The sequence below is a fragment of the Pseudoalteromonas sp. DL-6 genome, assembly GCF_004328665.1.
In the GTDB taxonomy this organism is placed as follows: domain Bacteria; phylum Pseudomonadota; class Gammaproteobacteria; order Enterobacterales; family Alteromonadaceae; genus Pseudoalteromonas.
On record NZ_CP019770.1, the window covers coordinates 1,361,551 to 1,376,336 of the forward strand.

Here is a 14,786-nt window from a genome sequence, read left to right on the forward strand (position 1 = left end):
TATGCTGGTGGTCGGTGTTTGTATTTAATTCATCTTGGCGGTGAAAATAACCATCAATAAGTACTATTAAGTGAATGATTTTGCCTTTTGATACGTTAAACTAGCACTTTGTTAGAAATAGAAGCGATTTTTATGTTTACCGGTATTATTCAAACTCAAGCAACGGTAGTTTCTAAAACCCATGCACAGGGCGTGTTACGCTTGGTAGTTTCTGTCAATGAGCAATACGTGAAGCATTTAGACTTAGGTGCCAGCATTGCTATAAACGGCTGCTGTTTGACGGTGGTAAAAGTAGAGCTAAGTAATCACGATGTGGTTGCTCAAGTGCATTTTGATGTTATTGATGAAACCCTGCAGCTTACTAATCTTGGGCAACTGGAATTGGGTAGTTTAGTTAATTATGAGCGTTCAGTATCGTTTGGAACTGAGTTAGGTGGGCATATAGTATCTGGACATATCCACTGTACTGCCAAAATTGCGCAAATAGTTAAGTTAGAAAACAACTACAAAATACAGCTTAGCCTGCCACAAAAATGGCAAAAATATGTATTATACAAAGGCTTTGTATCTGTTAATGGTGCCAGTTTAACGGTGGGAAATATTGATGAGCAAGGCTTTTGGCTGCATTTAATACCAGAAACACTCGATATTACTAATTTAGGTGAAGCCGTTGTGGGTGATGAGTTCAATATTGAAGTCGACCAGCAAACCTATACAATTATAAACACCGTTGAAAACTACATGCGCCAACATAGCTAAAATATTTGTTCGTCATCGCTGTCCACATGTAACTCTAACTTATTACGTGCATAGTCTATATGCATGTTCAAATGAATAAGGTTACAACAGGCACTACATTCTTCATAGTAGTCTTGGTCGCCCATACTAGCATCAAGATCTAAATGAATATGGTGTCCACAATGTGGGCATGCGATACGTTGTGATAAAAAGTCTTTCATAATAACACCTCATAAAAACTAAGTTATTTTACGTGGGTAGCACACAACGGGCTTACTCTGATTATAGTGCTTATATTTTGTTTACTGCATTTATTTAAGTTTAGTAGTTTAGTAGTTTATCAACGTGCTCTTTGGCCTGATTTAGATAATGCCCAGCATAAATGTTGGCGTTGTTTAAAATAGGGTAAAGCTGGTAAACAAGCTTACGTTGCTCATAACCCTGAGCTAAAGGATAGTGTTGATTGTAGGCACTATAAAACTCCTCAGGTAGGGGGGCATAGAGTTCACTCATAGCAATATCTACCTCCCGATCACCGTAATAGCAGGCGGGGTCAAATAATGTCGGAATGTTATTCACAAATCCCAGGTTACCGCGCCAAAAATCGCCATGTAATAATGAGGGTAAAACATGATGACTATGCAGTTGCTCCTTTACCTGATTTATTAGTTGCTCTGAGTCTGCCAACACAATGTTTTTTTCAGCTAAAAGTTGTAATTGCCAACCAATACGTTCTTCTGCAAAAAAAACATCCCATTTTTTATGCCACTGATTAGGTTGAGGTGTTGAGCTTAAATAATTGTCGGTATCAAAACCAAACATCGCTTGCTGGTGTTTTTGATGTAACATGGCAAGGTGTTCACCCATCGTTGACCAATGGGTGTGGGGAAGGTCATCAAGTGTAAGCCACTCTAATACAATAAAGGCGTATTCTATATTGGCCCCAGTAGTAATACAGTCGGGCACCATAAAAACACTGTTTTGAGTAAGCTGTTTTAAACCTTGAGCTTGAGCCTCAAAGCGCTCTAGCTCATTTTTTTGCGCAATTTTAACTAAATAATTGTGCTTGCCATCGCTTAAGTGAAACAACTTATCGGTTGATGTGTTTTGCAACTGACGTTTATGGGTGTGTTTAAAATCGTAATGGATAGCTTGGCTGATCTGTTGATTGATTGTTTTCCACATAACAATAGTCACCTTTTAAACCTATAAATAAACTATGGCAAAAAGGGATTAAATAAACAAATTAATCGGTGTAAAATTAAGAGTATCAATTTCTGATACAAATCACTGAAATGGAATAAAAATGAATAAAAGTTTTATCACTAACCTATTAGCAGCATGTTGCGTTGTTTTTGGTTTTGTATTTGATCAAGCCATTGTACTTTCGGTGGGCTTATTTGCACTCTCTGGTGCGGTTACAAATTTACTCGCTATTCATATGCTGTTCGAAAAAGTGCCGTTTTTATATGGTTCAGGTGTAATTGCGCTTAAGTTTGAAAGCTTTAAAGTAGCAATAAGAAATTTAATACTTACTGAGTTCTTCTCTGAGAATAAAATCGATAAACTTCTAAGTAAGGCTCAACCAACGATAGATTTTGAATCAGTCATTTATAAAGTGGATTTAAACCCTGCTTTCGATAATTTGTTAGTGGTTATTGAACAATCACAATTTGGTAGCATGCTTGCAATGTTTGGTGGCACTGAAGCCGTTGAGCCAATGCGAGAAAAGTTTATTGAAAAAATGCAGTCATCACTGGTGCAAATAAGCGACACCGACGATTTTAAAATACTATTAAGCGACATGTTAACCCAAAGCAATAACGCGGAAAGTTTGCATAACACGGTGCTTAAGTTAGTGGATGAACGCCTAGATGAACTCACCCCTAAAATGGTAAAAGAAATAATTCAAACCATGATCCGCGAGCACTTAGGCTGGCTCGTTGTTTGGGGTGGAGTATTTGGTGGCTTATTTGGTTTGTTGGCAGCGCTTATTTAATAATAAATACACGTTAAGCAGGTATTTAGAACCTGCTTAACGTGTTTGACTCGAGTAAATTAAACGCATTCAAAACTCACGATTTTTAATTAGAACTCAGGTTATTTAGACCCCGCCATAATAACCACAAGCGGTTTGTTTACTTTCGCTAAATCTCTTATTGATGTACTGGTAGACGTTTCCATATTTAAAAATCGTGCTGATTTGTTTAAATCATAGAGCGCTACAAAATCACCCACTGATAAATCATTACAGAGTAATTTTTTACTAATTACATGTTTACTAATACGCAGATCTTTTATGGTTCTGTGAAGTGTCAGTCTTTTGTTAGATGCAACTGCCATACAAGCTTGTGTACCAGGTGATGAGTCAGCGGCAATAAATGTGGTTGCCATTACAGGTGCTGTTAATGTTGCTGCGCCTAATAATACAGTTGAATATAGTGTTGCTTTAAGAGAAATCATTGTGTTTGCCTCTTTGTTTATGTGCAACTTAAGTATTGCTTAATGTAGCCAAAATGTTGTTAATTGAATGGGGCAAGCTGTAAGAAAATGTGTATGTAAATTGTGCTATTTTGTAGGTGTATGAAAAGTTGCTCATAAATAATTTATTTTTGACACAGTTTAGCGTTTTCCTACTGAAATATTTTTTCAGACTGTTATTATCGCGCCCTAAATTTGTGGCATTTTATCTTTTTGGAGCGCAATTGTGAATAAAACGTTAGCCAGTTACTACCAGCAAGCCTATGCGTGTGAGCAACAGCATTTTAACCAATGTTTTTATTGCGGCTGTGAAGCAACAGAGCGCGATCATTGCCCGCCATTGCATATGCTACAAAGTATTATTGATCTAGGTGAAGAAGCTGACTTTGTTGCCATTGCAGCCTGTTACGAATGCCATGCATTACTTCACAATGAGCGATTAATGACCATTGATGAGCGATTTAGCAAACTTAAAAAGAAATTATCTAATAAGTATGCAAAGCCTTTGCGTGTTTACAACATGTGGGAAGAAAACGAACTCGCTGACATGAGTGATGAATTTGCTCATAGTATTCAAGCCGGTATGAAACTCGGTAAAGAAGCTGCAGAGCGACTCGCTTTTACGGGGTTTAGTTACGCCACTGAGGAAGCACGTGTCACAGTGCGTGAAAAAACCAAAGAGTTTGATGTAGAAGGCACTGTATTTACCGACTTTAAAGAAGCGCTTAACTATTGCATTAATGTTTTAAAGGTGCAAAAAAGTGATTTTTATAAAATTTTGGTGGAAGACTATCAAGGTGATTTTAATAAGGCATTGAGCCAATACAGACATCGTCATGATAAAGTCACAGCCGCAAAAGATGGTAATACATTGATTAAAGATTTTTCAAAATTACATAAGCAAAACTCAGATTTTGTAACCCGAACGGTTAAACACTTTATCAGTAAAGATCCATCGCTCACCACCGAAGGAGCTCTGGATAAGCTTTATAACAATTATATAAAAAAATAATTACAGAAACTCACCTTAAATAACCGCCTTTTCACCTGTTTTTTTAGCTTTATGCGTTTGCTTTCGCTAAAGTAGTAAAAAAACAGGAGAACCTAAAAACATGCAAAAATTTGCTCCCTCATTGTTAGCTGTTGGTTTAGCAGCAGCACTTGTTGGTTGCCAAGAAAGCGGCCCACAAGATGACAAAGTAACCATTAATAAAAACCCATACCCAAGTACTTATCAGCCAGTCGCGACATCAAGCACCTTGATCACTAATGCAACTGTATTAACAGGTACAGGTGAGCGTTTAGATGAAGCGGACGTACTGATTGTTGACGGTAAAGTGCAGCAAGTTGGTAAAGATTTAACCGCTAATGCAGACACCACTATTGACGCGCAAGGTAAATGGGTAACACCAGGCATTATTGACGTTCATTCACATTTAGGTGCTTATCCAAACCCATCGGTTGAGTCTCATCAAGATGGTAACGAGATGACCAGCCCTAATACGGCAGAAGTATGGGTTGAGCATTCAATTTGGCCACAAGATCCAGGTTTTAATCGTGCACGTGAAGGCGGTATTACGTCATTACAAATATTACCTGGTTCAGCTAATTTATTTGGTGGACGCGGCGTTACGCTTAAAAATGTACCGGCTCACACCATGCAAGGGATGAAATTTCCTGATGCGCCATACGGTTTAAAAATGGCCTGTGGTGAAAATCCTAAACGTGTTTACGGTCGAAAAGGTGTATTGCCGATGACACGTATGGGTAATATGGCAGGTTATCGCACAGCATGGATTGGCGCGCAAGAATATAAGCGTGAGTGGGATAAATACGATGCTGATTACGCTGCGGGTAAAAACCCAGAAGCTCCACATCGCGATATTAAATACGATACATTACGCGGTGTTTTAGAAGGTGACGTTCGTATTCATAATCACTGCTACAAAGCAGAAGAAATGGCGATGATGATCGACCTTTCAAAAGAGTTTAATTACCATGCCGGCACATTCCATCACGGTATTGAAGCCTATAAAATTGCTGATTTACTGGCTGAAAACGGCTCGTGTGCTGCACTTTGGCCAGACTGGTGGGGCTTTAAAATGGAAGCCTACGATATGGTACAAGAGAACGTAGCTATTGTTGATGCCGTTAAAAACTCATGTGCCGTTGTGCACTCAGATTCTGACACGACGATTCAACGCTTAAACCAAGAAGCAGCGAAAGTAATGTACAGTGCAAACCAAAATGGGTTTGATATTTCTGAGCAGCATGCAATTAAGTGGATCACAGCTAACGCCGCTAAATCGTTAGGTATTGAAGATAAAACAGGCTCACTTGAAACAGGTAAACAAGCTGATGTTGTTATTTGGAATCAAAGCCCGTTTAGTGTTTATGCAAAAGCAGAGCAAGTGTTTGTTGATGGTGCAAAAGTTTACGATAGAAACGATAGCGCATTCCAAGCACAAAGTGATTTTATGTTAGGTCAACAATAAGGAGCACCCAGAATGAAAAAATTATCATGTTCGTTTTCGCTTTCTCTGGTTGCTGCAGGGCTATTAGCATCGGGTACCGTGAGCGCAGAGTCACTGGCAATTATTAATGCAACTTTGCATACATCTTCAGAGCAAGGTGTATTAGAAGGAGCTAGCATAGTTATGAATGATGGCAAAATCACTGCCATTAACCCTAGCGATGTTAAAGCTGACAAAGTTATTGATGCTAAAGGTCAAATAGTGACCCCAGGTTTTATTGCCAGTGTAAATCAACTTGGCTTAGTTGAAGTAGGTGCGGTTGCCGGTTCTCGCGATGCAGGAGAAGAAAAAGCAGGTATTGATTTTGATGCAAGCTTGGCATTTAACCCTCGTTCAACTTTAATCCCTTATGCACGCAAAGGTGGTATTACTCGCGATTTGATCACCCCGTACGGTGGCGATAGTATTTTTGCAGGCCTAGCAAGTGTTGTCGATTTAAGCGGCAGCTTTGAAAGCGTAAATAAAAAGCAAGCAGCACTAGTGATTCATTTGGGTGAGCGTAGCAAAGGCTCTCGTGCTTTTACCCTGCAAACGCTCATTAAAAAATTAGATGAGCATCAAACTAAAGCAAGCAAAGAAGCCAAAAAAGACGACGCTAAGCCAAGTGCTGAAGACACCATAATGGCTAAAGTACTTAAAGGTGACATGCCGGTACTGATCAGTGTATCGCGTGCAGCAGATATTGTTGAATTAATAAAAGTAAAACAGCAATTTGGTATCAATATTGTACTTAATGGTGTGCAAGATGCCGTTGTAGTTAAAGATCGAATCGCTAAAGCTGGCATTCCGGTGATTATCAGTGCTATGGATAACTTACCAGGCAGTTTCGACTCACTTAATGCAAGCTTAAATAATGCCGGAATACTAGAAAAAGCCGGTGTTAAAGTGCTATTAACTGTGGGTGGTGACGCAAGTCACAATGTTTACCAGCTTCGCTACGATGCCGGTAATGCAGTGTCTTACGGTATGAGTCAACAAGGCGCATTAAAAGCCATGACCTCGAATGTAGCTGATGTATTTGGTATTAATGCCGGTAGCTTAGAAGTAGGTAAAGCCGCTGATGTTGTTATGTGGAGTAACGACCCGTTTGAGCTGAGCAGCCACGTGAATAAAATGTTTATCAATGGTGTTGAGGTTAGTACTGAATCTCGCCAAGATAAACTGCGTGAGCGCTATACAACAGAATCGAACATGCCACGCGCATACACAAAATAAACTTTTTAAGTTGAATTTAAAAGGCCGCATTAGCGGCCTTTTTTACGAACACCTTTCGCCTAAGCACAAAAAAGGCGCTCTGTGAGCGCCTTTTCGTTCATTTAACTGATTTATACTAGTTTAGATAAAATCTCGTTAAATGTTGTGCTTGGACGCATTGCTTTAAAGGCTGCATCATCATTTGGCTGGAAGTATCCGCCAATGTTCATTGCAGGGCCCTGTGCATCGTTTAGCTCGTTAACAATTTGCTCTTTGTTGGTTTCAAGGTCGCTAGCAATTTGTGTAAATTGCGCTTTAAGCTCGCTATCTTCATTTTGCTTAGCAAGTTCTTGAGCCCAGAATAAAGATAAGAAGAAATGAGAACCACGGTTATCAATTTCTTTTACTTTACGTGAAGGCGATTTGTTTTCAGCTAGGAATGTGCCCGTTGCTTTATCAAGCGTATCAGCAAGTACTTGTGCCTTGTTGTTACCTGTTGTCGTGCTTAGGTGCTCAAGTGACGCAGCAAGTGCTAAGAACTCACCTAAAGAATCCCAACGTAAGTGGTTTTCTTTTTCAAATTGTTGAACGTGCTTAGGAGCAGAACCACCGGCACCTGTTTCAAATAAACCACCGCCATTCATTAGTGGCACAATTGAAAGCATTTTAGCACTAGTACCCAACTCTAAAATTGGGAATAAATCTGTTAGGTAATCACGTAATACGTTACCTGTTACAGAAATCGTGTCTTTACCTTCTTTGATGCGTGCTAGTGAGAATAAGGTTGCATCCATTGGCGATAAAATTTGAATATCTAGGCCAGCAGTGTCGTGATCTGGCAGGTATTTATTCACTTTTTTGATTAGCTCAGCATCGTGTGCACGTTCTGCATCTAACCAGAAAATAGCCGGATTACCAGTTGCGCGAGCGCGGTTTACTGCAAGTTTAACCCAATCTTGAATTGGTGCATCTTTAACCTGACACATGCGCCAGATATCGCCTTGCTCAACACTGTGCTCAAGTAACGTATTGCCATTTGTGTCAACAACACGAATAGTACCGTCAGCTTTTGCTTCAAATGTTTTGTCATGTGAGCCGTATTCTTCCGCTTTTTGAGCCATAAGGCCAACGTTTGGTACGCTACCCATAGTCGTAGGATCAAAAGCACCGTGCTCTTTACAAAAATCAATTGTTGCTTGGTAAACGCCAGAGTAACAACGATCTGGAATTACAAAGCTTGTGTCTTGTAATTTATCGTCTTTATTCCACATTTGACCGCTTGAACGAATTGCAGCTGGCATAGAAGCATCGATGATCACGTCACTTGGTACGTGTAAGTTTGTAATACCACGATGAGAATCAACCATGGCGATAGCAGGGCGGTTAGCGTAAACCGCTTGAATGTCTGCTTCAATTTCTTCGCGCTTAGCGTCATCTAATGTTTGAATTTTAGAGTACACATCGCCTAAACCGTTGTTTACATCAACACCTAGCTCTTCAAAAAGTGCACCGTGTTTTGCAAAAACGTCTTTGTAGAATACTTTTACAGCGTGACCAAAGATGATTGGATCAGATACTTTCATCATGGTTGCTTTCATATGAAGCGAAAATAACACGCCTTTTTCTTTCGCTGCATTAATTTCGGCTTCTAAGAATGCTTGTAATTTCGCAGCACTAATACGTGATGCATCAATTACTTCACCAGCAAGTAATGGCGTGCTTTGCTTAAGTACAGTGATATCGCCATTAGCCGCTACGTGTTCAATACGAACATCCGTTGCTTCATCAACAGTTACTGACTGTTCAGAGCCAAAGAAATCACCTTCTTCCATGCTTGCAACATATGATTGAGAATCTTTGCTCCATGCACCCATTGAATGCGGGTTATTACGCGCATATTCTTTTACTGAACTTGGTGCGCGACGGTCAGAGTTACCTTCACGAAGAACTGGGTTTACTGCGCTACCTTTAATTTTGTCGTAGGCTGCTTGAATGGCTTTTTCTTCATCGTTTTTAGGTTCAACCGGATATTCTGGAAGTGCATAACCTTTTTCTTGAAGCTCTTTAATTACAGCGCGAAGTTGTGGAACTGAGGCACTGATGTTTGGTAATTTAATGATGTTAGCTTCAGGTGTTTTTGCCATCTCGCCAAGTTCTGCAAGTGCATCACCAATGCGTTGTTCTTCTGTTAGGTAATCCGGGAAGCTCGCAATTACACGACCAGCTAATGAGATGTCGCGTGTTTCAACTTCAACACCTGCCGCATTTGTGTACGCTTGGATAATAGGTAACAACGAATAAGTTGCTAATGCCGGAGCTTCGTCCGTTTTTGTATAGATAATTTTTGATGTCATCATCATTCCTAGATAGTAGGCCGCATTGGCCAAATTCAACAATGCAAAGAAATCATCGCTTAATACTTATAAATAAAGCATTAATATATGCAATGAGTAGTCTGTTAGGTGTTGGTACTCGTATAACCTAAACAAGGTGAGAATAATCACACCTGACGGACTAGTGTCTTTTATAACTAAAATTTATGTAAATACAAACTAGCCATTAGGCTAAAGTAATTACGTTTTACAGGACAAAGAGTGTAACAAGCTTGGCTAAAAAGGGCTAGGATTACGCGCTAAACGCCAGCAGTTAAACACCTAATACTGAAATTATTGGGGTAGATAAAATAAAATCAAGGAGTGGGGTTGAATTAACACACAATGAGGCAATTTATATTGAAGTGGTTAGGGATTTTTAGGGAATTAAGCGAGGATCTAAACAGGTCGCTCGCTTTAGTCTCATATTTACAATCACTCTATAATATCGCCGTTAGGGGCTATATTAGTAGCGTGTAGACCTTTAGGGCCCTGTTGTAATTCGAAGGTAACATCTTGACCAGCTTTAAGTGTCTTGTATCCGTCCATTACAATAGTGGAGTAATGAGCAAAAATGTCGTTCTCGCAACCGTCTTCTACGATGAAACCAAAACCTTTGGCGTTGTTGAACCATTTGACTTTACCACAAGCCATACTTCTACATCCTTCTATAAGTTGACTAATTTAGTTATCCTAAACTGTATTGTTTGCTAGACTGACTAAGGTTTAATCAATCACCATTTGACTGTAGTTTATTTAAGCAACCAGTCAAGTGTTTTAGGTTATTTTTTAACATTTTATTTATTTTTTTATTCAAGTTTGCTTGAGTTACAAAGACAAGACTATATTTAATTATGAGTGGTATGAAAGATTCTGGTGTTATCGACACCGTTCGCGATAGTGAAAAGCAAAAGTTGCAGCCACCGCGAAAATATAAAGTTGTGTTAAACAACGATGATTACACGCCGATGGATTTTGTAATAGAGATCTTAATGACGTTTTTTAATATGGATAGCGATAGAGCAACTGATGTGATGCTGCAAATACATCAGCAAGGTAAGGGCATATGTGGTGTTTACAGCGCCGATGTAGCACATACCAAGGCTGAGCAAGTTAACCGCTACTCAAGGGATAACGAGCATCCACTGCTATGTAGTTGTGAGCAGGAATAAATACCACAAAGGTGAACTTTCATCTTTGAAGTGCGGTATAAAATTATTATCTCTGTAAGGGGTTGCCAATGCTAAATAAAGACTTAGAACTAACTTTGAACACCGCGTTTCGTGAAGCGCGTACACGTCGTCATGAGTTTATGACCGTAGAGCATCTTTTACTCGCTCTACTCGACAATCCATCAGCTGGAGAAGCGCTCAATGCGTGTGGTGTTGACGTTTCTGGATTAAAAACAGAGTTACTTGAATTTATTGATGAAACCACACCGGTTATTCCCGATTTAGAAGAAGAACGCGAAACTCAACCAACACTTGGTTTTCAGCGTGTATTACAGCGCGCGGTATTTCATGTGCAATCTTCGGGCAAAAATGAAGTAACCGGCGTGAATGTGCTGGTGGCTATTTTTTCTGAACAAGAAAGCCAAGCCGTGTATTTACTTAAAAAGAATGATATTTCTCGTCTTGATATTGTTAACTTTATTTCTCATGGGATTGCCAAAGGTGACGACGAATTAGGCGATGACACCGACGATATACATGAAGAAGTTCAAGAGGTTGCCAGTGAAGAAGCGAGCAAGCTCGACAGCTTTACTACGAACCTTAATATACAGGCTACAGAGGGTAACATTGACCCGCTTGTTGGACGTGACAGTGAAGTAGAGCGCACGGTACAAGTACTGTGTCGTCGCAAAAAGAATAACCCATTACTGGTTGGTGAAGCCGGCGTAGGTAAAACCGCTATTGCTGAGGGTTTAGCCTATCGAATTGTTAACGAACAAGTGCCTGAAGTCATTGCTGATGCGGTTGTATACTCTTTAGATATGGGCGCGTTACTTGCCGGTACCAAATACCGAGGCGATTTTGAGAAGCGCTTTAAAAGCTTATTAAAAGAGCTGCAAGCTAAACCAGGCTCTATTTTATTTATTGATGAAATTCACACCATCATTGGTGCAGGTGCTGCATCAGGTGGGGTAATGGATGCCTCAAACTTAATTAAACCGCTACTTTCAAGTGGGCAATTACGTTGTATGGGTTCAACGACTTACGGCGAGTATAAGAATATTTTTGAAAAAGATCGTGCCTTGGTACGTCGCTTTCAAAAAATTGATGTGCTTGAACCTAGCGTTGAAGACACCACTAAAATTCTTAACGGCTTAAAAGAGCGTTATGAAGCACACCATGGTATTCGTTACACGCAAAAAGCGTTGAAAGCAGCCGCAGAGCTTAGTGCTAAGTATATTAATGAACGTCATTTGCCTGATAAAGCGATTGATGTGATTGATGAAGCGGGCGCAAGCCAACGTTTACTGCCTACCTCTAAACGTAAAAAAACCATTAACGTTGCTGATATCGAGTTGATTGTCTCTAAAATGGCACGTATTCCGCCACAAAATGTATCATCGTCTGATAAAGAAACGCTTAAAAACTTAGACCGGAATTTAAAAATGCTGGTGTTTGGGCAAGATCAGTCTATTGATGCATTAACTTCTGCTATTCGTTTATCTCGCTCAGGTTTAGCGAACGAGAACAAACCGGTTGGTTCATTCTTATTTGCAGGCCCAACAGGGGTAGGTAAAACAGAGGTTACCAAGCAATTAGCTAAGTGCATGGGTGTTGAGTTTATTCGTTTTGATATGTCTGAATACGTTGAGCGCCATGCGGTGAGCCGTTTAATTGGTGCGCCTCCGGGTTATGTAGGTTTTGAGCAAGGCGGCTTATTAACAGAAGCGGTGATTAAAAACCCACATGCAGTGGTATTACTGGATGAAATTGAAAAAGCGCATCCTGATATATACAACATTTTATTACAAGTTATGGATCACGGTACGCTAACTGATAACAACGGCCGTAAAGCCGACTTTAGAAATGTCGTGGTGGTGATGACTACCAATGCCGGCGTACAAGAAACCACACGTAAGTCGATTGGCTTTAGTGAGCAAGACCATACACACGATGCGATGGGTGAAATTAATAAAGTATTTTCACCTGAATTTAGAAACCGCTTAGATAACATTATTTGGTTTAATCACCTCGATAAAGAAGTTATTTTACAAGTGGTTGATAAGTTTGTTGTGGAGCTTCAAGCGCAACTGGATAAGAAGTCAGTTAACCTTGAGCTTACCTCTAAAGCACGTGAATGGTTGGCTGACAAAGGCTATGATAAAGCAATGGGCGCGCGTCCCATGGCACGTGTTATCCAAGAAGATCTTAAAAAGCAATTGGCAAACGAAATACTGTTTGGTGAGCTAATTTCTGGCGGTACGGTAAAAGTATCGGTTAAAGATAAAAAGCTGCGTTTTGATTACGAGAGTAACTTAACGCCAGCCTAACCTAAAAATAGTTAGCGATTTAAAAAAGCCTGCTTTGCGCAGGCTTTTTTTATTTGCCAAAGAAATAGGCAACAAAAAACCCAGCAAAGGCTGGGTTTTTTGTTTATTAAATGTAATTACTGGCTACTACCATTAATTACATTTAATAAACGCTTAAAGCTAGTTTTCACTAGCCAAAAACTAAATCTCGTTTACGCACTTACTTAGCGAGCACGGAATACGATACGACCTTTCGATAAATCGTAAGGAGTCATTTCTACCGTTACTTTATCGCCGGTTAAAATACGGATATAGTTTTTGCGCATTTTACCTGAAATATGAGCCACAACTACGTGACCATTTTCTAGCTCAACTCGGAACATTGTATTTGGTAAAGTATCAAGGACTGTCCCTTGCATTTCGATTACGTCTTCTTTCGCCATGTTTAGCGTAACACCTCTTTAATAGTTAAACGCTGCAGATTTTGCCCAAAATACGCCAATAAGTAAAGGCGCAGGGGCTATTTTTGTAAATTAAATAGCCACCCACTGGTCATTGAGCTGTTTTTGGGCGGGTAAAAACTGGGTTTTATACTTCATTTTGTCACATTCATCTATTTGATAGCCTAAATAAACAAACTGTTTGCGCTGCTGTTTAGCAAATTTAAGCTGCTGTAATATCATTACAGTGCCTAAACTAAAGTGTTCGTAGTCAGGGTCAAAAAATGTATAAATAGCCGAAATAGCGTTGTCCATACAATCAGTTACAGCAACGGCCACTAAGTTTTCTTGATCCCAAAGCTCTATAAAGGTGATGGTTAACCAGCTACAAAACAAAAAGCTTTGAAATTGTGATTTATCAGGTGGATACATAGAACCGTCTTTATGACGTAAACTAATGTATTTACTGTAAAGTGGATAGTATTGTTCGCGTTCAACTTGAGAATATTTTACCTCAAAGCGGTTTTTTGCTTTGTTAAGTTTACGTTTTTGCGATTTTGTAGGGATAAACTCATCAGCTAAAACGCGCACAGAACTACACGCGCTGCAAATAGGGCAGTGCGGACGGTAAATTTGGTTACCACTGCGACGAAAGCCCAATCCTAATAACGACTCAAACTTATTGCTGCTATAACAACTTGGATCGAGTATCACCAGCAGTTGCTCTTGGCGATCTGGCAAGTAACTGCATTCAAATGGTTGGCTTAGGCCTATACGAGCTGGAAGTTGTTCATTCATATATCGCGATTAGCTCCTGTGGCTGCCACATACTGGCAGCTGGGGTGTAACACTGTGCTTTATTAAGTTTAGTTAAAAATTCTTCACGTGGAATCACGCTGGCACCTAACGACATTAAATAAGGATTTTCTAATTGGCAATCAATAAAATGCGCATTATGGCGTTTAAGCCAATTAACCAGCGCCCACATAGCCAGTTTGGAGCAATTTGTTTGATGATGAAACATTGATTCACCACAAAAAATACCTGTTTGCATAATCCCATATAAGCCGCCTGCAAGCTCTCCCTCGCGCCATACCTCTAAACTATGGGCCAAGCCATTGTGATGGGCATTAATGTACGCCTGTTGCATTTGCGGGGTGATCCAAGTGCCATCAGTATCAATGCGTTGATCGCGGCACGCTTCTATCACTTCTTCAAAGGCATGGTTAATAGTTACGGTGACCGGGTGCTTTTTTAAATGTTTTTGTAAGCTTTTACTAACATGAAAGTCATCAAGCTCAACAATACCGCGCTCACTGGGTGACCACCACATAATTGGCTCGTGTTCACTAAACCACGGAAAAATACCAGATAAATAAGCATTTTTTAATCGCGTTACCGATAAGCATCCACCAATGGCAAGTAAACCATCTGGATCATCTAATGCATGGCTGGGATCAGGAAAAGCAAAATGGCTCGTAGCGAGTTGATAGAGTTGTTTAGTCATAACACCGATTGAATAACTGCATGGTCAAGATAAAGTGTA

15 protein-coding genes are annotated in these 14,786 nt (G+C 39.9%); 7 read left to right on the forward strand and 8 right to left on the reverse strand.

Annotated features, from left to right (window positions below; all coding sequences use genetic code 11):
• Nucleotides 1-132: 132 nt before the first annotated feature.
• Nucleotides 133-759 carry a riboflavin synthase subunit alpha gene (locus B1F84_RS06310; RefSeq protein ID WP_131690900.1) on the forward strand — a complete coding sequence of 209 codons (627 nt, stop codon included), beginning with the start codon at nucleotides 133-135 and terminating at the stop codon, nucleotides 757-759.
• Here the strand turns inward: B1F84_RS06310 and B1F84_RS06315 are convergent.
• Nucleotides 756-959 (reverse strand): CPXCG motif-containing cysteine-rich protein, encoded by a 204-nt coding sequence (locus B1F84_RS06315; protein ID WP_008464077.1) that lies wholly within the window; start codon nucleotides 957-959, stop codon nucleotides 756-758. The two genes, B1F84_RS06310 and B1F84_RS06315, sit on opposite strands and share 4 nt — an antisense overlap.
• Nucleotides 960-1,059: 100 nt before the next feature.
• The gene (locus tag B1F84_RS06320) at nucleotides 1,060-1,923 is read right to left on the reverse strand and encodes a fructosamine kinase family protein (RefSeq protein ID WP_131690901.1); all 864 of its coding nucleotides are present in this window, start codon (nucleotides 1,921-1,923) and stop codon (nucleotides 1,060-1,062) included.
• 121 nt (nucleotides 1,924-2,044) lie between these two features.
• Between B1F84_RS06320 and B1F84_RS06325 the strand changes: the two genes are divergently transcribed.
• On the forward strand, nucleotides 2,045-2,737 hold the full coding sequence (locus B1F84_RS06325; RefSeq protein WP_131690902.1) for a DUF445 domain-containing protein: 693 nt from the start codon (nucleotides 2,045-2,047) through the stop codon (nucleotides 2,735-2,737).
• A gap of 101 nt (nucleotides 2,738-2,838) precedes the next feature.
• On the opposite strand, the gene B1F84_RS06330 is transcribed toward B1F84_RS06325, so the two are convergent.
• Nucleotides 2,839-3,201, reverse strand: coding sequence for a DUF3718 domain-containing protein (locus B1F84_RS06330; protein ID WP_076920381.1), 363 nt, complete (start codon nucleotides 3,199-3,201; stop codon nucleotides 2,839-2,841).
• Between the two features lie 244 nt (nucleotides 3,202-3,445).
• Here B1F84_RS06330 and B1F84_RS06335 point away from each other — a divergent pair, with 244 nt between their 5' ends.
• The 3 genes from B1F84_RS06335 (at nucleotide 3,446) to B1F84_RS06345 (ending at nucleotide 6,968) form a co-directional block, all read left to right on the forward strand.
• Nucleotides 3,446-4,231 (forward strand): hypothetical protein, encoded by a 786-nt coding sequence (locus B1F84_RS06335; RefSeq protein WP_075169343.1) that lies wholly within the window; start codon nucleotides 3,446-3,448, stop codon nucleotides 4,229-4,231.
• 100 nt (nucleotides 4,232-4,331) lie between these two features.
• A complete protein-coding gene (locus B1F84_RS06340; protein ID WP_131690903.1) occupies nucleotides 4,332-5,714 on the forward strand; it encodes an amidohydrolase in 1,383 nt (460 codons plus the stop codon).
• 12 nt (nucleotides 5,715-5,726) lie between these two features.
• Nucleotides 5,727-6,968, forward strand: a complete 1,242-nt coding sequence (locus B1F84_RS06345; protein WP_131690904.1) for an amidohydrolase family protein — start codon at nucleotides 5,727-5,729, stop codon at nucleotides 6,966-6,968.
• A gap of 110 nt (nucleotides 6,969-7,078) precedes the next feature.
• On the opposite strand, the gene B1F84_RS06350 is transcribed toward B1F84_RS06345, so the two are convergent.
• A complete protein-coding gene (locus B1F84_RS06350; RefSeq protein WP_076920385.1) occupies nucleotides 7,079-9,301 on the reverse strand; it encodes an NADP-dependent isocitrate dehydrogenase in 2,223 nt (740 codons plus the stop codon).
• Nucleotides 9,302-9,754: 453 nt separating this feature from the next.
• On the reverse strand, nucleotides 9,755-9,973 hold the full coding sequence (gene cspD / locus B1F84_RS06355) for a cold shock domain-containing protein CspD (RefSeq protein WP_008110104.1): 219 nt from the start codon (nucleotides 9,971-9,973) through the stop codon (nucleotides 9,755-9,757).
• Between the two features lie 209 nt (nucleotides 9,974-10,182).
• On the opposite strand from cspD, the gene clpS reads away from it, so the two are divergent.
• Nucleotides 10,183-10,491, forward strand: coding sequence for an ATP-dependent Clp protease adapter ClpS (gene clpS / locus B1F84_RS06360; protein ID WP_008110102.1), 309 nt, complete (start codon nucleotides 10,183-10,185; stop codon nucleotides 10,489-10,491).
• 68 nt (nucleotides 10,492-10,559) lie between these two features.
• On the forward strand, nucleotides 10,560-12,821 hold the full coding sequence (gene clpA, locus B1F84_RS06365) for an ATP-dependent Clp protease ATP-binding subunit ClpA (protein ID WP_131690905.1): 2,262 nt from the start codon (nucleotides 10,560-10,562) through the stop codon (nucleotides 12,819-12,821).
• A 203-nt stretch (nucleotides 12,822-13,024) separates the two neighbouring features.
• On the opposite strand, the gene infA is transcribed toward clpA, so the two are convergent.
• From infA to aat, 3 genes are all read right to left on the reverse strand, one after another.
• Nucleotides 13,025-13,243, reverse strand: a complete 219-nt coding sequence (gene infA, locus B1F84_RS06370; RefSeq protein WP_002962494.1) for a translation initiation factor IF-1 — start codon at nucleotides 13,241-13,243, stop codon at nucleotides 13,025-13,027.
• A 90-nt stretch (nucleotides 13,244-13,333) separates the two neighbouring features.
• On the reverse strand, nucleotides 13,334-14,038 hold the full coding sequence (locus B1F84_RS06375; protein ID WP_131690906.1) for an arginyltransferase: 705 nt from the start codon (nucleotides 14,036-14,038) through the stop codon (nucleotides 13,334-13,336).
• Nucleotides 14,031-14,747: a leucyl/phenylalanyl-tRNA--protein transferase gene (aat, locus tag B1F84_RS06380; protein WP_131690907.1), complete on the reverse strand. Its 717-nt coding sequence runs from the start codon at nucleotides 14,745-14,747 to the stop codon at nucleotides 14,031-14,033. The genes B1F84_RS06375 and aat overlap by 8 nt, the downstream gene beginning before the upstream one ends.
• Nucleotides 14,748-14,786: the final 39 nt, after the last annotated feature.